The organism is Variovorax sucrosi (assembly GCF_051216635.1).
Taxonomy (GTDB): domain Bacteria; phylum Pseudomonadota; class Gammaproteobacteria; order Burkholderiales; family Burkholderiaceae_C; genus Variovorax.
In genome coordinates this window covers 231,980-250,786 of record NZ_JBPJZU010000003.1, presented here as the reverse complement: position 1 = coordinate 250,786, position 18,807 = coordinate 231,980, and the positions used below count along the sequence as shown (strand labels likewise).

The following is an 18,807-nucleotide window of genomic DNA, read 5'->3' as shown; positions in this document are numbered from 1 at the left end:
AACGCGCCCGGGTCGTCACTGCTTGGCCCCGACCACCACCGTCACCATGCGTTCGGGCTGCAGCTTGCGCGCGAAGGCGGCCTTGATGTCGGTCACGGTGACCGCGTTCATGCGCGCCGTCCAGGTGTCGAGGTAGTCGAGCGGCAGGTCGTTCCAGGCGATGTTCGACACGTTGCCCAGCAGCTTGCGGTTGCTGTCGAGCAGCAACGGAAAGCCGCCGATCAGGTTGTCCTTGGCGGCCTTCAGCTCGGCCTCGCTCGGGCCTTCGGCGACGAACTTGGCCAGCACCTCGCGCGACACCTTGACCGCCTCGTCGGCCTGGTCGGGCCGCGTCTGGAAGCCGACGCGGAAGGCGCCGGCGTGCAGGCCGGGCGAGAAGCCGCTGTAGATGCCGTAGACCAGGCCGCGCTTCTCGCGCACCTCGTTCATCAGCCGCGAGACGAAACCACCCCCGCCCAGGATGTAGTTGCCGAGGGTGAGCGCGAAGTGGTCCGGGTCCGTGCGCAGGTAGCCCGGCTGACCGATCACGACATGGGCCTGCGCCGAGGCGAAGGGCACGCGCTCCTCCTTCGGCGCCGTGAGGGACGCGATGGCGGGCACGGCCGGCAGCGGCTCGCAGCGGCCGTCTTGCGCCGGCAGGCGCGCCAGCAGCCGGGTGGCGATGGCGTCGGCCTGCGCGCGCGTGACGGCGCCGACGATGCTCACCTTGGCGCGGCACGGCAGGATCAGCTGCGCATAGCGCGTGCGCATCGCCTCGACGTCGATCTTCGCGAGCGTCGCCTCGGTCGTCTCCTGGCCGTACGGATGCGTGCCGTACACGGCCTGCGAGAAGCTGCGGCTGCTGATGGTGCCGGGCTTGGTGTCGGCCTCCCTCAAGGCCGCCGCGATCTGCTCGCGCTCGCGCTGCCAGATATCGGCCGGGAAGGACGGCTCGCCGATCTCGCGCGCAGCCAGCGTCACCGCCTTGTCGAGCAGCGCCGGGTCGGACAGACTGCGCAGCGAGAAGGTCGTGCGCTCGGCGCCCGCGCCCGCGCCGAAGCTCGCGCCCAGGTCGGCCCAGGCTTCGCCCAGCGCGTTCTCGTCCAGCGCGGGGCCGGCGTCGCTGGCACGTACGCCCTTCTCGACCATGCCGGCGCTGGCGCCCGCCAGGCCAGCCTGCGCCGCCGGGTCGCGCCGGCTGCCGGCGTCGACGTCGATCTGCACGTCGACGATCGGCAGCGCGTCGGTGGACGCGAGGTACACCTTGGCGCCGTTGGCCAGCGTCCAGTGCTGGATGGGGATGGCGGCCTGCGCGCTCAGCGCAGCCAACAGGGCGGTGCTCGCGATGACGGCACCGCCGGCGATCTTCTTCAGTGTCAGCATGGGGCGGTCTTTCAGCGCAGCGGTCCGGCGGGCGTGGCGAAGCCGCGCGGGCGCGGGTTCTTTTCGGGAGGCAGCGGACGCAGCGTCGCGACCGTGAGCTGGTCGTCGCCGAAGTACTTCGCGGCGACAGCCTGCACCTGCGCGGCCGTGACCTTCTGCAACTGCGCGACGATGCGGGCGCTGGCGTCCAGCGGCAGCCCCTGCACCCAGTTGGCACCGAGCTCGCGGCCCTGCGCCATCACCGAATCGAGCTTGTAGGTCTGGCTGGCGACCCATTGCGTCTTCACGCGGGCCAGTTCGGCCGCGCCCACGCCGTCGCGGGCCACGCGGGCGACTTCGGCGCGCAGCGCGGCCTCGACCGCCTCGGGCGTCTTGCCGGCGGCCGGCACGCCGTCGAGTTCGAAGAGCTGCGGACCGCGACCGGTGAGGCCGGCGTAGGAGCCGGCTTCGTCGGCGACGCGGTCCGGCCCCTGCGTCAACGCGCGGTCGAGCCGCGCGCCGGGGTAGCCGTCGAGCAGGGCCGACAGCACGACCAGCGCCCAGACATCGCTCTCGCCGTCGAGGCTCTCCAGCCGGGGCGCGCGGAAGGCGAGCGACACATAGGACTGCTCGGCCGGCGCCTTGAACTCGATGCGACGAATGCCGCGCTGCACCGGCTCGGTCCGCGGCTTGCGCGCCGGCACGGCACGGGCCGGGATGCGGCCGTAGTATTTCTCGGCCAGCGCGCGCACGCGCTCGACGTCGACATCGCCCGCCACGACGATCGCCGCGTTGGCCGGCACGTACCACTGGCGATGGAAGTTGCGCACGTCGTCGGCCGTCATGGCGTCGAGGTCGCTCATCCAGCCGACCACCGGACGGCGGTACGGCGACGCGACGAAGACGGTGGCGCTCTGCTGCTCGCCCAGCAGCGCGCGCGGCTGGTCTTCGGTGCGCATGCGACGCTCTTCCTTGACCACCTCGATCTCGCGCTGGAATTCGACATCGGCCCACTGGTTGTCGGCGAAGCGGTCGGCCTCGAGCTTGATAACGTCTTCCAGCTTGCCGTTGGGGATCTGCTGGTAGTAGCCGGTGTAGTCGCGCGTGGTGAAGGCATTCTCCTGCCCGCCCAGCGCCGCGACCTGGCGCGAGAACTCGCCCGGCTTGATGCGCTGGGTGCCCTTGAACATCATGTGCTCCAGGGCGTGCGCCACGCCGGAGGTGCCGTCCACCTCGTCCATCGAGCCGACGCGCACCCACAGCATGTGGACCGCGGTGGGCGAGCGGCGGTCGGGCTGCACGATCAGCGTCATGCCATTCGATAGCGTGAACTGGCGCGCCTGGGTCAACGCACTGGGCACAGGTGCCCGGGCGTCGGTGGTGGAGGGGGCGGGCGTTTGGGCCAGGGCGGTGAGCGTCCATGGCGCGACGAGCGCCAGGGCCAGCACCGCACCGGACGCTGTGCGGCGTGGCGAGGGGTGTTTCATAGAATGGGTCCGATTGTAAAAACCATCTGATGTTCAGTTTCTTCAAGAAAAAACCGGCCGAGGCCGCACCGCCACCGGCCGAAGCGCCCACGGCACCCGCAGCACCCGCCGCCGCGCCAGCCGTCGAGACGCCGGTCGCGCCGCCGCCCGCGAAGTCGATGTTCTCGCCGTCGAGTTGGTTCAAGAGCGAACCACCGCCGCCGCCGCCACCCCCCGCTCCCGCGCCCCCGCCTCCTCCGGCAGCACCGGCGCCCGCTGTCCCGATGGCCGCGCCGGCACCGGCCGTGGTCGCGCCCACCGCGCCGATCGCGCCGCCGGCCGCCGCCATCGAGCCGCCCCCGGTGGCAGCGTTGCCCTTGCCAATGCCCGCGCCGGTTCCCGCACCAGCGCCTGCTGCGGCCGCCCCGTCGCGCACCGGCTGGCTCGACAAGCTCAAGACCGGCCTGCGCAAGACCGGCACCGGCATCCAGGCGGTGTTCGTCAACGCGCAGATCGACGAAGCGCTGTACGAAGAGCTCGAAGCCGCCCTGCTGATGGCCGACACCGGCGTGAAGGCGACCGAGTTCCTGCTCGAGGACCTGCGCGGCCGCGTCAAGCGACAGATGGCGACCGACGTGCAGCAGGTGCGACGCCTGCTGGCCGAAGCCATCGCCGACCTGCTGCGTCCGCTGGAAAAGCCGCTGGTCATCGGGCAGTACACGCCGACCGTGATCATGGTGGCCGGCGTCAACGGCGCCGGCAAGACCACCTCCATCGGCAAGCTCACCAAGCACTTGGCGAACGAAGGCGCCTCGGTGCTGCTGGCGGCTGCCGACACCTTCCGGGCGGCGGCGCGCGAGCAGCTGCTGGTCTGGGCCGACCGCAACACGGTTGAGATCGTGAGCAATGAGGGCGGCGATCCGGCCTCGGTGAGCTTCGACGCGGTCAATGCCGGCCGCGCCCGCGGCAAGGACGTGGTGCTGGTCGACACCGCCGGCCGGCTGCCGACGCAGCTGCACCTGATGGACGAGCTCAAGAAGATCAAGCGCGTGGTCAGCAAGGCCGACGCCACCGCGCCGCACGAGGTGCTGCTGGTGATCGACGGCAACACCGGCCAGAACGCGCTGGCGCAGGTCAAGGCCTTCGACGAGACGCTGGGCCTCACCGGGCTGATCGTCACCAAGCTCGACGGCACGGCCAAGGGCGGCGTGCTCTGCGCCATCGCCCGCGAGCGGCCGATCCCGGTCTACTTCATCGGTGTGGGCGAGAAGCTGGAAGACCTGGAAACCTTCGACGCGCGCGAATTCGCGCAAGCGCTGCTGGGCTGAGTTCGGGTGTCGCCAATGTACGCTGCCCGACGACCAAAAGTGGCACTTTAGCAAACATTTTCCGCCATCCCGCACGCATCGCCGCGCCTGTCGCGCCGGGAACCCTTGCCTTAGCACTCCCTCTAACCGAGTGCTAATATGTCGATCAACAAAGGAGTTTCCCCAATGACAAGTCTGTCTGGAGCCTCTACGACCCATCAACTCGCCGTCACCAATCCGTGGTCGATGGTGCCGCCGCTGGGCAACTTGGACGCCTACATTTCGGCCGCCAACCGCCTGCCGATGCTCACGCTCGAAGAAGAGCAGGGCTTCGCTCGCCGTCTGCGCGACCACAACGACCTCGAATCCGCCGGTGCGCTCGTGCTGTCGCACCTGCGCCTGGTCGTCTCGATCTCCCGCCAGTACCTGGGCTACGGGCTGCCGCACGGCGACCTGATCCAGGAAGGCAACATCGGCCTGATGAAGGCGGTGAAGCGCTTCGATCCCGACCAGGGCGTGCGGCTGGTGAGCTATGCCATGCACTGGATCAAGGCCGAGATCCACGAGTACATCCTGAAGAACTGGCGCATGGTCAAGGTCGCGACGACCAAGGCGCAGCGCAAGCTGTTCTTCAATCTGCGCTCGATGAAGCAGAGCTTCAAGGCCGACGCGGCGGCGGCGGATGCCGACACCCACCGCGAGACGCTGAGCCCGGACGAGGTGAGCGCGATGGCCACCCGCCTCAACGTCAAGCGCGAGGAAGTGCTCGAGATGGAAACCCGGCTCTCGGGCGGCGACGTGCTGCTCGATCCGAGCCCTTCCGACGACGGCGACGACGCCTTCGGCCCAATCGCCTACCTGGCCGACGCCACGCAGGAGCCGACCGCTCAGCTCGAATCGCGCCAGCGCGACCGGCTGTCGAGCGACGGCATCTCGACCGCGCTCGAGGCGCTGGACGACCGCAGCCGCCGCATCGTGGAAGAGCGCTGGCTCAAGGTCAACGACGACGGCTCGGGCGGCATGACGCTGCACGAGCTGGCGGCCGACTACGGTGTCTCGGCCGAGCGCATCCGCCAGATCGAAGTCGCGGCGATGAAGAAGATGAAGAAGGCGCTGGCCGACTACGCCTGAGCCTGCGCGTCCTTCCAGCGAAAAAGCCCGGTGCATGCACCGGGCTTTTTTGTGGCCGACAGCGGGCTCAGCCCTGCTTGATGAGCGCCTGCACGTCCGCCACCATCGGTGCCACGCCGGCGCCGTAGCGCGCGTACAGCCGCAGTCGGCCCTGCGTGTCGTAGATGTAGCTGGCGGCCGAGTGGTCCATCGAATAGCTCGTGGGTGTCCTGCCGTCGACCTTCTTGTAGTAGGCCTTGTAATCCTTGGCCATGGCCGCGAGCTGCTCTTGCGTCGGGATCAACGCGACGAAGGCCGGGTCGAAGGCCCCCATGTACGCCTTCATGACCTCGGGCGTGTCGCGTTCCGGGTCGACGGTGACGAACAGCACCTGCAGCTTGTCGCCGTCCTTGCCGAGTTGCTGCTTGACCTGCGCCATCTCGGTCATGGTCGTGGGGCACACGTCGGGGCACTGGGCATAGCCGAAGAACAGCACCACGACCTTGCCCTTGAAGTCGGCCAGGGTGCGCTCCTTGCCGTCGGCGTCCTTCAGGGCGAAGTTCTTGGCGTAGTCGGCGCCGGTCATGTCGACGGCGTTGAAGCTGGGCTTGGCCTCGGTACATCCGGCCAGGCCGGCCAGGCCGCCCCCGACCGCGGAGGCGCCTGCGAGCATGAGGAAATCGCGCTTGTTCATGGGATCGATGGGGGGCTCAGAAAAGATAGTGGTCCACCAGCAGCGCCGCGAACAGCACGCTGAGATGGATCAGGGAGAAGCGGAAGGTCTTGCGCGCCAGCGCGTCGGAATAGTTTCGCCACAACGCAAACGCATAGCCGCTGAAGCCGATGCTCACCGCGACCGCCACCGCCAGGTACAACCAGCCGCTCATGCCGTAGATGAAGGGCATCAGGCAGGCCGCGAACAGGATGAAGGTGTAGAGCAGCACCTGCAGCCGCGTGAATTCGTTGCCGTGCGTCACCGGCAGCATCGGCAGGCCGGCCTTGCGGTAGTCCTCCACCCGGTACAGCGCCAGGGCCCAGAAGTGCGGCGGCGTCCACAGGAAGATGATGAGGAAGAGGATCAACGCCTCGGGGCCGACGTCGCCGGTCATCGCGGCCCAACCCAGCACCGGCGGCATGGCGCCCGAGGCGCCGCCGATCACGATGTTCTGCGGCGTCAGCGGTTTCAGGATGACGGTGTAGACCACCGCGTAGCCGACGAAGGTGGCGAAGGTGAGCCACATGGTGAGCGGGTTGACGCTGAACCACAGCAGTGCCGAGCCGGAGGCGCAGAGCACGGCCGAGAAGACGAGCGCCTGCCGGTCGCTCAGCTCGCCGCGCGCGGTCGGACGCCAGGCGGTGCGCTTCATCTTCGCGTCGATGCCCTTCTCGACCAGGCAGTTGAAGGCGGCCGCGGCACCGGCGACGAGCCAGATGCCGATGCAGGCCAGCAGCGCGCGTTGCAGGTCGGCCAGTGTCGGCAGGCCGGGCACCGCCAGCACCATGCCGATCAGCGCGCAGAAGACGATCAGCTGCACCACCCGCGGCTTGGTCAGCGCGTAGAACTGGCGCATCACGCTGGCAGTGGTGGCGCCCTGTTGCGGCGGCGTGGTGGGGATCGGTCTGCTCATGCGGCCCCCATGGTGCCTGAAGGCTGGCGCGCCCCTGCGGGCGCGCTGCGCGGCGCACGCCGGCTTTCGCACAAGGTCCAGGTCAGCACGACGGCCAGCGCCGCGGCGCCGCCGGTGTGCAGCACCGCCGCCGCCAGCGGCCATCCCAGCAGCACATTGCCAAGGCCGGTGGCCAACTGCAGCAGCGCCAACCCCGCCAGCCAGCGGGCCTGCGCGCGCAAGGGGGCGATGCGGCGCAGCCGCCAGGCCAGCAGACCCAGCGCAACGAACACGACATAGGCCATCAGCCGGTGCGCATAGTGGATGGCCGTCAGCGCAGCAAAGTCGATCGGCGTGCCGCTGGCGTCCACCCCGAGCGCGCGCCAGAGCTGGAAGCCCTGGCCGAAGTTCATCGGCGGCCACCAGCTGCCCTGGCAGGTCGGGAATTGCGTGCAGGCCAGCACCGCATAGTTGGTGCTGACCCAGCCGCCCAGGGCGATCTGCAGCATCAGCAGCGCGGTGGTGGCGATGAGCAGGGTGCGCATCGGACCAGGCATCGGCACCGGGGCGCGCGCCGCGGCGGCCTGGCGGTAGCGCACCGCCTGGATGCACAGCAGCGCCAGCAGCACGATGGCGCCGAGCAGGTGCAGCGTGACGATCGCCGGGAAGAGCTTGAGCGTGACGGTCAGCGCGCCGAACGCGCCCTGCAGGCACACCCACATCAACGTGACGGCGGGCCACCAGGCGCTGAGCGCGGCACCCGCATCCTGCGCACGTGCAGGCAGCTTGCGTTGCCGACGGCGCACCACCCAGGTCGCGATCGCCAGCGTGAGGATCAGCACGCCGACACCCGTCGCGAGGTAGCGGTGGACCATCTCGACCCAGGCCTTGCCGTGCGTCACCGGGCCGGTCGGCTGCGCCGCCTGCGCCATCGCGATTTCATGGCGGGCACCCAGCGGGCTGGCGTTGCCATAGCAGCCGGGCCAGTCGGGGCAGCCCAGGCCGGAATCGGTGAGCCGGGTGAAGGCGCCGAAGAGCGTCAGGTCGAAGGTGAGGAAGAGCGTGAGCACGGTGAGCGCATGCAGCCGGCGCGCCGGGCCAGCGCCGGCGTTGCGGCGCCAGACCCAGAGCAGCGGTCCGAGCGCGATCACCACGCCCATGGCCATGAGCCAGGCGATGGGGCCGAGATCGTAGAGGGACTGGCTTTCCATGGCGGGCTCAGCGGCCGGGGTCGTCCCAGGAGGCGGAAGCGCGCAAGAGGCGGTCGAGGTCGCGCTTGGCGCGGCCGGCGCCTTCGGTGTCCATGCGGGCCGGGAAACGCATCATCCAGTTGCCCAGTGGGTCGACCACGTAGAAGTGCTCGGCCAGCGTGTGACCAGGGGCGGGCGCGAGCCACTGGGCGATCTGGGCCGCAGGCACGCGCAGCACGGTGGCGCCATGCAGGCCGTTGTCGAGCCGCGGCGGCACCGGCGCGTCGTCGCTGACCAGCCAGACGCGATCGATGCGCTCCTTCTCGCGGCCCAGGCTCTCGCGCAGCTGCCGCTGCAGGTAGAGCTGCCGCTCGCACAGTGCGTCGCAGGCGGCGTCGGCGACTGTCACCAGAAGCCATTGCCCCTTGAGCGCGCGCAGCGTGGTCGGCGTGCCGTCGCGTGCGATCGCGCTCGTGGCCGGCAGCGGCCGTTGCGGGTCGATCAGCTCGCCATAGACGCGCTTGCCTTCCGGGCGGATCACGTAATAGGTGAAGTACGAGGCGATCACCGGCGCCGCGCAGCACAGCATCACCGCGATCATCTTCCAGCGGCCGACGACAGTGCGGCGCCCCTCGCCCGCAGCGAGCGCCTGGCGCGGCGAAGGCATCGAGTGCACGGTCAGGCCGAGTGGCTCGTCAGAGCCCGACATGGCTTGCCTTGCGCCGGGGGGCGATGAATTGGAACCAGACATAGAGGATGACGACGAGGGCCGCGAGGCCGAACCACTGGAATGCATAGCCGTAGTGCTTTTCCACACCCAGCGCGGGCGCCGGCCAATCGCGCTGCAGGCCTTCGGAGGCCGCGCCGATCTGCTGGAGCGAGAGGTCGGTGCGCAGTGGCAATCGGGTTTCGCTGCGGAACGCCTCCAGGTCGAGATTTTGCCGGATGGGGGAAGACCCCACGGCGGGCTGTCGACCCTCGGTCGCCGACTCCCCCTCGGCCGCGGACGCCGCCGACGCCGCTGGCGCCGGCTTGCCGAGGTCGAGCAGGTGGGCCGGTGGCAGGGCCACGCGCGCCGTGACTTCGATCAGGCCGGCCGGCGTCTCGACCGGCATCAGCTGGGTGCGGTCGTTGAAATTGCGTTGCACCCAACCGCGCTGGATCATGACCGCCTGCTCCGACCCCTCGATGGCGAAGGGCGTCAGCACGTAGAAGCCGGGCACGCCGTTCATCTGGCGGTTGTCGAGGTAGACGGTCTGCGGCGTCAGCCAGAGGCCGCGCAGCCGCACGGGCCGATGCAGCGCCTCGGCCGGACGGTCGATGGCGAGGAAGGCCTGCTGTTCGAGTGGCGGGCGCTGCTGCTGGGCCTCGATCTCGGCCTGCAGTGCTTCCTTCTGGGCGGCGCGCGACAGCTGCCAACGGCCCAGCGAGACGGTCGCGCCCAGCGTCAAGACGGCCGCCAGCGTGACGATCCAGAAGCGGCCGCGGCGGATCGGGCGAGCGCCGGGCCGGGTGTCGTTCAGCACCGCGGCGCCTTGCCGCGGTCGATAATGGGGTTCATGAAATACGTCCTCGCCCTGGCCTTCGCCGGCATTCTTGCCAGCCTCGGCTTCGCGCTGTTCTTCATGCTGAAGGACGGCCGGAACGGCCGCGCCAAGAGCGGCGGCATGGTGCGCGCCCTCACCGTTCGGATCGGCCTCTCGGTGCTTTTGTTCCTGTGCGTGCTGCTCGCGTGGAAGCTCGGCTACATCCAGCCGGGTGGGTTGCCCGTCGGCAAGTAGGTCGTGCTCGTTCCAGGTCCACGAACGCCATGAAAAAAGCGCCTTGCGGCGCTTTTTTGTTGTGCCGTTCGGTCCGCTCAAAGCCAGTAGACCAGGAAGTACAGCCCGAGCCACACCACGTCGACGAAGTGCCAGTACCAGGCCGCGCCCTCGAAGCCGAAGTGGCGCTCCGGCGTGAAGTGGCCCTTCTGCAGACGCAGCGTGATGAACAGCAGCATCAGCATGCCGACGAACACGTGCAGGCCGTGGAAGCCGGTCAGCATGAAGAAGGTCGAGCCGTAGGCCCCCGAACTGAGCTTGAGGTTCAGTTCGGTGTACAGGTGGTAGTACTCGTAGCCCTGCACGCTCAGGAAAACGATGCCGAGCAGCACGGTGAGCCACATGAAGCGGATGCACTGGGCGCGATGGCCGGCGCGCAGCGCGTGGTGCGCGATGGTCAGCGTCACGCCCGAGGTCAGCAGCAGTGCCGTGTTGATGGTCGGCAGCCAGAACGGGCCAACGGTCTGGAAGGGCTCGACGATGTCGGCCGGCGAACCGGTCGCACCGGCCGCGACGCTCGGCCACACCGCCTTGAAATCGGGCCACAGCAGCGCGTTGTCCAGGCTGCCGAGCGCCGGCAGCGCATGCGTGCGCGTCCACCACAGAGCCGTGAAGAACGCGCCGAAGAACATCACCTCCGAAAAGATGAACCAGCTCATGCTCCAGCGGTAGGACAGGTCGATGCGGTGGCTGTACTGCCCGCTTTCGCTCTCGCCCGCGGCTTCGCGGAACCACTGGAACAGCACCACCCACCACCACAGCAGGCCGAAGACCAGCGAATACGCGCCCCACTGGTGGTCGTTGATCCACTGCCCGGCCCCGAGGATCACGAAGAACAGTCCGATCGCCGCCATGATCGGATGGCGTGACGGCCCGGGCACGAAGTAGTAGGGCGTGGTGCCGTGGGTGGTTGAACTCATATCAGCTCCTGGCTTTCTCTCTCGTTTTCGTATCGGTGCGGCAATGTCGATGCGGCGCGTCGGCTCAGGCCGCCACCACGTACTTGACCAGCAGGATCAGGGCGCCGACGAAGAGCGCGACGGCCACCAGCCCGACCACCACGATGTGCAGCGGTGTGAGCCGGGCGATGTCTTCCTGGTAGGCGCTGTTCTGGCGCACGCCGAAGAAGCCCCAGGCCACGGCCTTGACGGTACGCAGCAGCGAGCCCTTGCGGGGCGACTCCGGGGTCTCGGGCGTCCGGGCAGCCATCACGAGCGCGGCTCCGCGGGATGCAGCGGGGCCATCGACGCCGTCGGCGCGGCCGGTGTCTTGCCGCCCACTTCGAAGAAGGTGTACGACAGCGTGATGGTCTTCACGTCCTTGGAAATCTTGGGGTCGATCACGAAGGCGACCGGCCACTGCTTCTTCTCGCCGGCGTCCAGCGTGTACTGGTTGAAGCAGAAGCATTCGAGCTTGTTGAAGTACGGTGCCGCCTGCTGCGGCGCATAGCTGGGAATCGCCTGCGCTGCCATGCGGCGGTTCTGCACGTTCTGGAACTCGTACATCACCGTGTTCAGCTGGCCGGGGTGCACCTGCATCGAGCGTTGCGCCGGCTTGAAGTCCCACAGGCCCCGCACATTGGCGTCGAACTCGACCGTGATGGTGCGGTTCATATCGACCTGCGTGTTGTCGGGCACCCGCACGTTCTTGCCGCCGGCGGCACCGCCCGGCACTTCGAGCTCGGACAGCGCGAGGATGTTGATGCCCGTCATCTCGCAGATGGCGCGGTACAGGGGCACCAGGGCATAGCCGAACGCGAACATGCCGGCCGTCACGATGGCCAGCTTGCCGACCATGCGGACGTTCTCGCGGCGGATGCGTTGACCGATGCCCATGGGCGCCTCAGTGGCCGAGCCAGACCATGCGGACGATGAAGCCGATGAAGAACAGCACCGCGATGGAGGCCAGCGTGAGCCCCATGCGTCGGTTGTTTTTCTTCTGTTCCGGTGTCATCGCAGTTCCAGTGCGCGGCCGATCAGCCGATCACCTTGGTGGCGGTCGGGTCGAGGCGCGGTGGCGTTTCGAAGGTGTGGAACGGGGCCGGCGACGGCACTTCCCACTCCAGGCCTTCGGCGGCTTCCCACGGCTTGGCCGAGGCCCGCTCGCCCTGGCCGCGCATCGCGGGCAGCACGACGAAGAAGAAGAAATAGACCTGCGCCAAACCAAAGCCGAAGGCGCCGACCGAGGCCACCGCATTGAAATCGGCGAACTGCATCGGGTAATCGGCATAGCGGCGCGGCATGCCGGCCAAACCCAGGAAGTGCATCGGGAAGAAGGTGATGTTGAAGGAGATCAGCGACCACCAGAAATGGATCTTGCCGCGCGTCTCGTTGTACATCACACCGGTCCACTTCGGGCACCAGTAGTAGAAGCCGGCAAACATCGCGTAGAGCGAGCCGGCCACCAGCACATAGTGGAAGTGGGCCACGACGTAGTAGGTGTCCTGCAGCTGGATGTCGATCGGCGCCACGGCCAGGATCAGGCCGGTGAAGCCGCCCATGGTGAACACGAAGATGAAGCCGACGGCGAACAGCATCGGCGTCTCGAAGGTCATCGAACCCTGCCACATGGTGGCGATCCAGTTGAAGATCTTCACCGCCGTGGGCACCGCGATCAGCATGGTCGCGTACATGAAGAACAGCTGGCCGGTCACCGGCATGCCGGTGGTGAACATGTGGTGCGCCCACACGATGAACGACAGGATGGCGATCGACGAGGTGGCGTACACCATCGAGGCGTAGCCGAACAGGCGCTTGCGGGCGAAGGCCGGCACGATCTGGCTGATGATGCCGAAGGCCGGCAAGATCATGATGTACACCTCGGGGTGGCCGAAGAACCAGAAGATGTGCTGGTACATCACCGGGTCGCCGCCGCCGGCGGGGTTGAAGAAGCTGGTGCCGAAGTGGCGGTCGGTCAGCGTCATCGTGATGGCGCCGGCAAGCACCGGCATCACGGCGATCAGCAGGTAGGCGGTGATGAGCCAGGTCCAGCAGAACATCGGCATCTTCATCAGCGTCATGCCCGGGGCGCGCATGTTGAGGATGGTCACGATGATGTTGATCGAGCCCATGATCGAACTGGCGCCCAGGATGTGCATCGCGAAGATGCCGGCGTCCATCGAGGGGCCCATCTGCAGCGTGAGCGGCGCGTAGAGCGTCCAGCCCGCCGCCGGTGCGCCGCCGGGCATGAAGAAGGACGCGACCAGCATGATGGCCGCCGGGATCATCAGCCAGAAGCTGAAGTTGTTCATCCGCGCGAAGGCCATGTCGGACGCGCCGATCTGCAGCGGGATCATCCAGTTCGCGAAGCCCACGAAGGCCGGCATGATCGCGCCGAACACCATGATCAGGCCGTGCATGGTGGTGAACTGGTTGAACAGTTCCGGGTTCACCAGTTGCAGGCCGGGCTGGAACAGCTCGGCACGAATGAGCAGCGCGAGCACGCCGCCCACCATCAGCATGGTGAACGAGAACAGCAGGTACAGCGTGCCGATGTCCTTGTGGTTGGTCGCATACAGCCAGCGCCGCCAGCCAGTGGGCGCGTGGTGATGCTCGTCGTGCGCGTGGTCGCCGGGGGCGTGACCGTGGGGGTCGAGGACTGCACTCATGTCGATGTTCCTTGCAATTTCTTCGTCGCGGGGCCTGCGGCCTCTTTTACAGCTTGGCCCGCTCGGCCTTGACCTCGGCAGGCTGCACCAGTTGACCGGTCTTGTTCGACCAGCTGTTCTTGGTGAAGCTCGCCACGGCCGCGAGGTCGGTGTCGCTCAATTGCTTCCACGCCGGCATCGCGCCATTGTTCTGGCCCTTGAGCAGCACGTCGATCTGAACCGCGTGGTTGGCATCGAGCACCTTGGCCGAGCCGTCGAGCGGCTTGATCGGGCCGGCGCCCTTGCCGTTGGCCTGGTGGCAGGCGGCGCAGTTGGCGGCATAGACCTTCTCGCCGCGCGCCATGATCTCGGGCAGCGCCCAGACCTTGTTCGGGTCGTCCAGCTTGGCAGCCGCTTCCTTGCGCTTGGTGTCGACCCAGGTGGTGTAGTCGGCGGCCGAAACCACCTTCACATGGATCGGCATGTAGGCGTGTTCCTTGCCGCACAGTTCCTGGCACTGGCCGTAGTAGTCGCCGACCTTCTCGGCGCGGAACCAGGTGTCGCGCACGAAGCCGGGGATGGCGTCCTGCTTGATGCCGAACTGCGGCACGGCGAAGGCATGGATCACGTCGTTGGCGGTGGTGATGACGCGGATCTTCTTGGCGACCGGCACCACCAGCGGGTTGTCGACCTTGAACAGATAGTCGACCGGGATCTCGCCCTTGGCGCCGGCATCGGACATGGCGCGGTGCGAGCTGTCCAGCGTCGAGATGAAGCCCAGGCCCTCGCCCTCGCCCTTGATGTAGTCGTAGCCCCACTTCCACTGGTAGCCGGTGGCCTTGACGGTGAGGTCGGCGTTGGTGGTGTCCTTCTGTGCGACCAGCACCTTGGTGGCGGGCAGCGCCATCAGGATGACGATGAGGAAGGGGACGATGGTCCAGATGACTTCGACCACCACCGACTCGTGGAAATTGGCCGCCTTGTGGCCGGCCGACTTGCGGTGCTTCCAGATGGAATAGAACATCACCGCGAACACGGCGATGAAGATCACGGTGCACAGGATCATCATGACCGTGTGCAGGAAGTGCTGCTCTTGCGCGATCTTGGTCACGCCGACCGGCATGTTGAGCTGGCGCACCATGGGGCCGCCTGGCAGGTCCTGAACAGCATGGGCGATGCCGCTGAACGCCGTGCCCGCGGCCAGCAGCAGCGTCGCGGGCCTGTTGTACTTGTTGCGCCAATTGCTCTTCATCGTGTTCACTTCTTCAATTTCCGTTTAACCCCGGCGGCTGCATCGCCGGCCCCGTGCCGCTCAGGCGCCACGCACTGCCATTCGAATCTCACGCGCCAGCGCCGCCCGCAATTCGGGGCGCACATAGCGCCCCACTTTGACCGACCGACCCTGTCCCGACACCTCGATCAGCGATCGGTCGCTGGCCTGAGGCTCGATCCGCACCTGGTGCGGCAAGAATTCCGTGCGCTCGTAGTGCCCGCCGTTTTCCAACTCGACCACCAGCCGTCCGCCCTGCAATGCAATCCGCTCGCCGTCGGTCGCATGCCTGGCGTACAGCACGAAGGCGACGCCGACCGCCACGAGTTCGATCCAGGCAAACGGCAGCACCAGCGGCGCGCCATGCAGCCAGAACACCGTGCCGACGCCGAGCGAGACCACGCACAGCGAGGCGTAGAGCCACCCCAACTGGCTCGGCGTGACCGAACAGTTGCGCTTCAGGAACCAGTGGATGCTCTGGCCTGACACGGTGGCAAAACGAAACACGAAATTCGACACGGACGAGTTCGGCAGATCGGTTTATCGACACGCGCCGAGCCCGATTTAACAGGAGCCGACAGGTGCCGATCGCGGGAAAAGCCCCGGGAGTTCACGCAGCGGCGGATTGTAGCGGTTCGCTTCCAGGCGTTGACCTGGATCAAGGTCGCCCACGTTGCAGCATCTCGCGCATCTGGCGCAGCGAAACCGCGCTTTCGCCGGACAAAGCGACCCGCGGCGGCGGCTTGAATGCATGCCCGTAGATGATCTCGAAAGTCATCGCGATGCGGCGCTCGCCGCCGGCCTGGTCCGGGGGCTTCGCGCTCGCCGCCAAGCCGTCGAGCAGCGCCGCCTGCCAGCCCCGGCCGCGCAGCGCCGGGAAGCGCTTGGCGTGCAGGTTGCGCCCCAGCCCGCGCAACTCGGCCAGCGCGGCCTCGGGCGTGGCCCAGGTCAGCACGATGCGCTCCATGTCCATGATCGGCTCGGCGAAGCCGGCGCCGACCAGCATGTCGCCCCAGTCGTGCATGTCGGTGAACTGGTGGCAGGCCGGCGGCCAGCCCAGGCGTTGATACAGGGCGCGCAGTTCGGCGAGGGTGTCCGGCCCGAGACAGGAGAACATGAGGAAGCCGTCGGTGGCCAGGTGCCGGTGCCAGTCGGCGATCAGCGCCTGCGGGTCGGCCGCCATGTGCAGCGCCATGTTGGCCCACAACAGGTCGACGCCCTCCTCGGGCGGCGCGTCGAAGCGCACACGGGCGCCCTGCCAGCGCCGGGCGCTCCACCAGGGCGCGCCGATCGCCTCGGCCGTCGGCGCCAGCAGCGCAGCGGCGGGTTCGAGCACGTAGGGCGCTGCCTGACCGTAGCGCCGCGCCACCAGCGAATGCGCCTCGCGGCCACCGCGCAGCGGAGACCAGTCGATCCAGCGTTGGGGCTTGGCGGTGATCCACTGCAGCCGGTCCTCCATGCGACGCCCGACCTCCTCGTGCAGCCAGGGCGAGGCGGGCCCCGGCGGCAAGGCGGCCCAGCGCGCTGCCGCCGGTGGATCGATGGTCGGCGGGCGCTGGACGGAATCGGTAGGCATGGGGAAGCTCAGTATATTGAGCGATGCGTTTCGGGCTGGCCGCGCGGCCTTTTTCCTCCCTTTTCTCGTCCCTCCTCGACCGCCTGCCCAGCCAGTGCGCGGTCTGCCGCGCCTGGCCCTCGCAGCCGGTGTGCGACGCCTGCGTCGCGCGCTTCGCACCGCCGACGCCACGCTGCACCACCTGCGCCCTGCCCGTGCCGCCCGGCCTGGCGCGCTGCGGCGAGTGCGTGCGCCATCCGCCGCCGCTGGACGCCTGTCTGGCCGCCTGCGACTATGCGTGGCCCTGGCCCGGGCCGATCGGCGAATTCAAGTTCCAGGGCCATGCGGGCTGGGCCGCGCCCTTCGCCACCCTGATGCGCAGCGCGCCCTGGACCGAGCCGGCCCTGGAGCGCTGCGAACTCGTGCTGCCGATGCCGCTGTCGGCGGCGCGGCTGCGCCAGCGCGGCTTCAACCAGGCGCTCGAACTGGCGCGGCGGCTCGCGCCCGCCAAGACCGACGCCACGCTGCTGCTGCGCACGCGCGACACGCCGGCGCAGAGCGGGCTCAGCCGCACCGAGCGGCTGCGCAACCTGCGCGGCGCCTTTGCGATCGAGCCGCTGCGGGCCGAGGCGGTGCGCGGACGCCGCATCGTGCTGGTGGACGACGTCATGACCAGCGGCGCATCGCTCTTCACCGCCGCCGCCACGTTGCGCGGCGCGGGCGCGGCGCACCTCACCGCGCTCGTGCTCGCGCGCACCGAACTGCCGACCTGAGGGTCGCGGACCGCGACAATCCGCCCCATGTTCCACATCGTCCTGGTCGAGCCCGAGATTCCGCCGAACACCGGCAACGTCATCCGCCTGGCGGCCAACACGGGCTGCACGCTGCACCTGGTCGAACCGCTGGGTTTTTCCATGGACGACAAGCTGCTGCGCCGGGCCGGCCTGGACTACCACGAGTACGCCGAGGTGCGACGCCATGCCGACTGGGCCGCCCTGCTGGCGGCCGAGACGCCGGCCGTCGAACGGATGTTCGCGATGACCACCCACGGCAGCCGGCCGGTGCACGAGGTCGCCTTCCGCCCCGGCGACTGGCTGGTGTTCGGCTCGGAAACCCGCGGCCTGGCGCCCGAACTGCGCGAGCGTTTCGAGCCCGACCAGCGCCTGCGCCTGCCGATGCGCGACGGCCAGCGCAGCCTGAACCTGTCGAACGCCGTCGCGGTGACGGTGTTCGAGGCCTGGCGCCAGAACGGCTTCGCCTAGGGCCTGTTGACACGCCCTAGCGGTAGCGGCGCACCACCGATTCGGCCACGCAGGCCGGCTTGGCCGCACCCTCCAGCTCGATCGTCGTTTCCCAGACCATCTGCAGCCCCTCGCCGGCGATCGGTTCCGACGACAGGAGCTTCATGCGGGCGCGCAGCCGACTGCCGACCGGCACCGGGGTCATGAAGCGCACCCGGTTGAGCCCGTAGTTCACGCCCATGCGCGACTCGACCACCTCGAAGGCCTCCTCGAAGAACTTCGGCAGCAGCGAGAGCGTGAGGAAACCGTGGGCGATCGGTGCGCCGAAGGGGCCGGCCTGGGCACGCTCCACGTCGACATGGATCCACTGGTGGTCGCCGGTCGCCTCGGCGAACTGGTTCACCTGGGCCTGGGTCACGGTGAGCCAGTCGCTGACCGCGACTTCCTGGCCGACGCAGGCGGCGAGATCCGGAAGGGTCTGGAAGGTCTTTTTCATGCGCGGCACTGTACGACGCGGCCACGGCGGCCGCGTGTCCGCGCCGCGACAAGCGCAGGGGGCGCGGGCGCCCCGGCCCGCCGTGCGCTATGTTCGCGGGATGCCGACAACGACGAACACACGCGCCCCGGCGCGGCGCATCTACCTGCTCGCGGCCCATCCGCACTGGCGCGAGTCCCGCGTGAACCGCCGCCTGCTGGCGGCCGCACGCGCGGTGGAGGGGGTCGAGGTCAACGATCTCTACGCCAGCTACCCCGACTACGCCATCGACGTCGAGGCCGAGCAGGAACGCCTGGCCCGCGCCGACCTGCTGGTGCTGCTGCACCCGATCCAGTGGTATTCGATGCCGCCGCTGCAGAAGCTCTGGTTCGACGAGGTGCTGCGCTATGGCTGGGCCTACGGCAGCGGCGGCACCGCGCTGCAGGGCAAGGACGTCTGGTTGACCGCGACCACCGGCGGCTCGGAAGCCAGCTACCACCCGCAAAGCTACAACCGCTATTTCTTCGACGCCTTCCTGCCGCCTTATGAGCAGACGGCGGTGCTCTGCGGTATGCGCTTCCTGCCGCCGCTCATCCTGCACGGCGCACGCCGCGCCAGCGAGCCCGAGGTCACCGCGCATGTCGACGTCTTCGCCCAGCGCCTGGCCAGCTACCCCGACTGGCCGGAGATGGAGGAACTCGGTCTCTGCCCGACCTGCACCGTGCCGGACGCAGACCGGCCGCCGCCGATGGCGGAGGGCCAGCGCCTCGACCTGGCGCTGCGCGCCGCACTGGCCGAGCCTGCGACCGACCGCGCCGCCGACAGCGAGGTGGCCTGAG

The 18,807-nt window shown here is 68.5% G+C and carries 22 protein-coding genes; 6 read left to right on the top strand and 16 right to left on the bottom strand.

Features of this window, described 5'->3' with window-relative positions:
* Nucleotides 1-15 precede the first annotated feature (15 nt).
* The gene (locus tag ACSFBE_RS07200) at nucleotides 16-1,362 is read right to left on the bottom strand and encodes a M16 family metallopeptidase (protein WP_435489701.1); all 1,347 of its coding nucleotides are present in this window, start codon (nucleotides 1,360-1,362) and stop codon (nucleotides 16-18) included.
* 11 nt (nucleotides 1,363-1,373) lie between these two features.
* Nucleotides 1,374-2,828, bottom strand: coding sequence for a M16 family metallopeptidase (locus ACSFBE_RS07195; RefSeq protein ID WP_435489700.1), 1,455 nt, complete (start codon nucleotides 2,826-2,828; stop codon nucleotides 1,374-1,376).
* Between the two features lie 29 nt (nucleotides 2,829-2,857).
* Between ACSFBE_RS07195 and ftsY the strand changes: the two genes are divergently transcribed.
* A complete protein-coding gene (gene ftsY, locus ACSFBE_RS07190; protein ID WP_435489699.1) occupies nucleotides 2,858-4,135 on the top strand; it encodes a signal recognition particle-docking protein FtsY in 1,278 nt (425 codons plus the stop codon).
* 165 nt (nucleotides 4,136-4,300) lie between these two features.
* On the top strand, nucleotides 4,301-5,245 hold the full coding sequence (gene rpoH, locus ACSFBE_RS07185; RefSeq protein ID WP_435489698.1) for an RNA polymerase sigma factor RpoH: 945 nt from the start codon (nucleotides 4,301-4,303) through the stop codon (nucleotides 5,243-5,245).
* 67 nt (nucleotides 5,246-5,312) lie between these two features.
* On the opposite strand, the gene ACSFBE_RS07180 is transcribed toward rpoH, so the two are convergent.
* The 5 genes from ACSFBE_RS07180 to ACSFBE_RS07160 are packed head-to-tail and all read right to left on the bottom strand — an operon-like array spanning nucleotide 5,313 to nucleotide 9,547.
* Nucleotides 5,313-5,918 (bottom strand): SCO family protein, encoded by a 606-nt coding sequence (locus ACSFBE_RS07180; protein ID WP_435489697.1) that lies wholly within the window; start codon nucleotides 5,916-5,918, stop codon nucleotides 5,313-5,315.
* A 16-nt stretch (nucleotides 5,919-5,934) separates the two neighbouring features.
* Nucleotides 5,935-6,852: a heme o synthase gene (cyoE, locus tag ACSFBE_RS07175; protein ID WP_435489696.1), complete on the bottom strand. Its 918-nt coding sequence runs from the start codon at nucleotides 6,850-6,852 to the stop codon at nucleotides 5,935-5,937.
* Nucleotides 6,849-8,042, bottom strand: a complete 1,194-nt coding sequence (locus ACSFBE_RS07170; protein ID WP_435489695.1) for a COX15/CtaA family protein — start codon at nucleotides 8,040-8,042, stop codon at nucleotides 6,849-6,851. Before ACSFBE_RS07170 ends, cyoE begins: the two co-directional genes overlap by 4 nt.
* Nucleotides 8,043-8,049: 7 nt before the next feature.
* Complete coding sequence (locus tag ACSFBE_RS07165) at nucleotides 8,050-8,730, bottom strand: SCO family protein (RefSeq protein WP_435489694.1); 681 nt, start codon at nucleotides 8,728-8,730, stop codon at nucleotides 8,050-8,052.
* Nucleotides 8,717-9,547, bottom strand: a complete 831-nt coding sequence (locus ACSFBE_RS07160) for an SURF1 family protein (protein WP_435489693.1) — start codon at nucleotides 9,545-9,547, stop codon at nucleotides 8,717-8,719. Before ACSFBE_RS07160 ends, ACSFBE_RS07165 begins: the two co-directional genes overlap by 14 nt.
* A gap of 24 nt (nucleotides 9,548-9,571) precedes the next feature.
* Here ACSFBE_RS07160 and ACSFBE_RS07155 point away from each other — a divergent pair, with 24 nt between their 5' ends.
* Nucleotides 9,572-9,802 (top strand): twin transmembrane helix small protein, encoded by a 231-nt coding sequence (locus ACSFBE_RS07155; protein WP_435489692.1) that lies wholly within the window; start codon nucleotides 9,572-9,574, stop codon nucleotides 9,800-9,802.
* Between the two features lie 77 nt (nucleotides 9,803-9,879).
* Here ACSFBE_RS07155 and ACSFBE_RS07150 read toward each other — a convergent pair whose 3' ends face one another.
* The 8 genes from ACSFBE_RS07150 to ACSFBE_RS07115 form a co-directional block, all read right to left on the bottom strand.
* Nucleotides 9,880-10,761, bottom strand: coding sequence for a cytochrome c oxidase subunit 3 (locus ACSFBE_RS07150; protein ID WP_435489691.1), 882 nt, complete (start codon nucleotides 10,759-10,761; stop codon nucleotides 9,880-9,882).
* A gap of 64 nt (nucleotides 10,762-10,825) precedes the next feature.
* Complete coding sequence (locus ACSFBE_RS07145; RefSeq protein WP_435489997.1) at nucleotides 10,826-11,050, bottom strand: DUF2970 domain-containing protein; 225 nt, start codon at nucleotides 11,048-11,050, stop codon at nucleotides 10,826-10,828.
* Nucleotides 11,050-11,676, bottom strand: coding sequence for a cytochrome c oxidase assembly protein (locus ACSFBE_RS07140; protein ID WP_435489690.1), 627 nt, complete (start codon nucleotides 11,674-11,676; stop codon nucleotides 11,050-11,052). Before ACSFBE_RS07140 ends, ACSFBE_RS07145 begins: the two co-directional genes overlap by 1 nt.
* Before the next feature lie 7 nt (nucleotides 11,677-11,683).
* Nucleotides 11,684-11,794: a cytochrome oxidase small assembly protein gene (locus ACSFBE_RS07135; RefSeq protein WP_435489689.1), complete on the bottom strand. Its 111-nt coding sequence runs from the start codon at nucleotides 11,792-11,794 to the stop codon at nucleotides 11,684-11,686.
* Nucleotides 11,795-11,816: 22 nt separating this feature from the next.
* Entirely contained in the window at nucleotides 11,817-13,448 is a 1,632-nt protein-coding gene (ctaD, locus tag ACSFBE_RS07130; protein WP_435489688.1) for a cytochrome c oxidase subunit I, read from the bottom strand.
* A gap of 46 nt (nucleotides 13,449-13,494) precedes the next feature.
* Nucleotides 13,495-14,679 carry a cytochrome c oxidase subunit II gene (coxB, locus tag ACSFBE_RS07125; protein ID WP_435489687.1) on the bottom strand — a complete coding sequence of 395 codons (1,185 nt, stop codon included), beginning with the start codon at nucleotides 14,677-14,679 and terminating at the stop codon, nucleotides 13,495-13,497.
* Nucleotides 14,680-14,739: 60 nt separating this feature from the next.
* Nucleotides 14,740-15,216 (bottom strand): DUF2244 domain-containing protein, encoded by a 477-nt coding sequence (locus tag ACSFBE_RS07120; protein WP_435489686.1) that lies wholly within the window; start codon nucleotides 15,214-15,216, stop codon nucleotides 14,740-14,742.
* A gap of 139 nt (nucleotides 15,217-15,355) precedes the next feature.
* Nucleotides 15,356-16,273 carry a methyltransferase domain-containing protein gene (locus ACSFBE_RS07115; RefSeq protein WP_435489685.1) on the bottom strand — a complete coding sequence of 306 codons (918 nt, stop codon included), beginning with the start codon at nucleotides 16,271-16,273 and terminating at the stop codon, nucleotides 15,356-15,358.
* A 23-nt stretch (nucleotides 16,274-16,296) separates the two neighbouring features.
* On the opposite strand from ACSFBE_RS07115, the gene ACSFBE_RS07110 reads away from it, so the two are divergent.
* On the top strand, nucleotides 16,297-17,025 hold the full coding sequence (locus ACSFBE_RS07110) for a ComF family protein (RefSeq protein WP_435489684.1): 729 nt from the start codon (nucleotides 16,297-16,299) through the stop codon (nucleotides 17,023-17,025).
* Between the two features lie 27 nt (nucleotides 17,026-17,052).
* Nucleotides 17,053-17,514, top strand: a complete 462-nt coding sequence (locus ACSFBE_RS07105; protein ID WP_435489683.1) for a tRNA (cytidine(34)-2'-O)-methyltransferase — start codon at nucleotides 17,053-17,055, stop codon at nucleotides 17,512-17,514.
* Between the two features lie 16 nt (nucleotides 17,515-17,530).
* Here the strand turns inward: ACSFBE_RS07105 and ACSFBE_RS07100 are convergent, their stop codons facing one another.
* The gene (locus ACSFBE_RS07100) at nucleotides 17,531-17,989 is read right to left on the bottom strand and encodes a MaoC family dehydratase (protein WP_435489682.1); all 459 of its coding nucleotides are present in this window, start codon (nucleotides 17,987-17,989) and stop codon (nucleotides 17,531-17,533) included.
* A gap of 100 nt (nucleotides 17,990-18,089) precedes the next feature.
* Here ACSFBE_RS07100 and kefF point away from each other — a divergent pair, with 100 nt between their 5' ends.
* On the top strand, nucleotides 18,090-18,806 hold the full coding sequence (gene kefF / locus ACSFBE_RS07095; protein ID WP_435489681.1) for a glutathione-regulated potassium-efflux system oxidoreductase KefF: 717 nt from the start codon (nucleotides 18,090-18,092) through the stop codon (nucleotides 18,804-18,806).
* The last annotated feature ends 1 nt before the right edge of the window (nucleotide 18,807 follow it).

Coding starts and splice junctions, on each gene's coding strand:
- ACSFBE_RS07140 (WP_435489690.1), bottom strand. CDS start 11,676: ATGGGCATCGGTCAACGCATCCGCCGCGAGAACGTCCGCATGGTCGGC.
- ACSFBE_RS07200 (WP_435489701.1), bottom strand. CDS start 1,362: ATGCTGACACTGAAGAAGATCGCCGGCGGTGCCGTCATCGCGAGCACC.
- cyoE (WP_435489696.1), bottom strand. CDS start 6,852: ATGAGCAGACCGATCCCCACCACGCCGCCGCAACAGGGCGCCACCACT.
- ACSFBE_RS07115 (WP_435489685.1), bottom strand. CDS start 16,273: ATGCCTACCGATTCCGTCCAGCGCCCGCCGACCATCGATCCACCGGCG.
- ACSFBE_RS07100 (WP_435489682.1), bottom strand. CDS start 17,989: ATGAAAAAGACCTTCCAGACCCTTCCGGATCTCGCCGCCTGCGTCGGC.
- ACSFBE_RS07180 (WP_435489697.1), bottom strand. CDS start 5,918: ATGAACAAGCGCGATTTCCTCATGCTCGCAGGCGCCTCCGCGGTCGGG.
- ACSFBE_RS07150 (WP_435489691.1), bottom strand. CDS start 10,761: ATGAGTTCAACCACCCACGGCACCACGCCCTACTACTTCGTGCCCGGG.
- ftsY (WP_435489699.1), top strand. CDS start 2,858: ATGTTCAGTTTCTTCAAGAAAAAACCGGCCGAGGCCGCACCGCCACCG.
- coxB (WP_435489687.1), bottom strand. CDS start 14,679: ATGAAGAGCAATTGGCGCAACAAGTACAACAGGCCCGCGACGCTGCTG.
- ACSFBE_RS07145 (WP_435489997.1), bottom strand. CDS start 11,050: ATGGCTGCCCGGACGCCCGAGACCCCGGAGTCGCCCCGCAAGGGCTCG.
- ACSFBE_RS07165 (WP_435489694.1), bottom strand. CDS start 8,730: ATGTCGGGCTCTGACGAGCCACTCGGCCTGACCGTGCACTCGATGCCT.
- ctaD (WP_435489688.1), bottom strand. CDS start 13,448: ATGAGTGCAGTCCTCGACCCCCACGGTCACGCCCCCGGCGACCACGCG.
- ACSFBE_RS07110 (WP_435489684.1), top strand. CDS start 16,297: ATGCGTTTCGGGCTGGCCGCGCGGCCTTTTTCCTCCCTTTTCTCGTCC.
- ACSFBE_RS07135 (WP_435489689.1), bottom strand. CDS start 11,794: ATGACACCGGAACAGAAGAAAAACAACCGACGCATGGGGCTCACGCTG.
- ACSFBE_RS07195 (WP_435489700.1), bottom strand. CDS start 2,828: ATGAAACACCCCTCGCCACGCCGCACAGCGTCCGGTGCGGTGCTGGCC.
- ACSFBE_RS07105 (WP_435489683.1), top strand. CDS start 17,053: ATGTTCCACATCGTCCTGGTCGAGCCCGAGATTCCGCCGAACACCGGC.
- rpoH (WP_435489698.1), top strand. CDS start 4,301: ATGACAAGTCTGTCTGGAGCCTCTACGACCCATCAACTCGCCGTCACC.
- kefF (WP_435489681.1), top strand. CDS start 18,090: ATGCCGACAACGACGAACACACGCGCCCCGGCGCGGCGCATCTACCTG.
- ACSFBE_RS07155 (WP_435489692.1), top strand. CDS start 9,572: ATGGGGTTCATGAAATACGTCCTCGCCCTGGCCTTCGCCGGCATTCTT.
- ACSFBE_RS07170 (WP_435489695.1), bottom strand. CDS start 8,042: ATGGAAAGCCAGTCCCTCTACGATCTCGGCCCCATCGCCTGGCTCATG.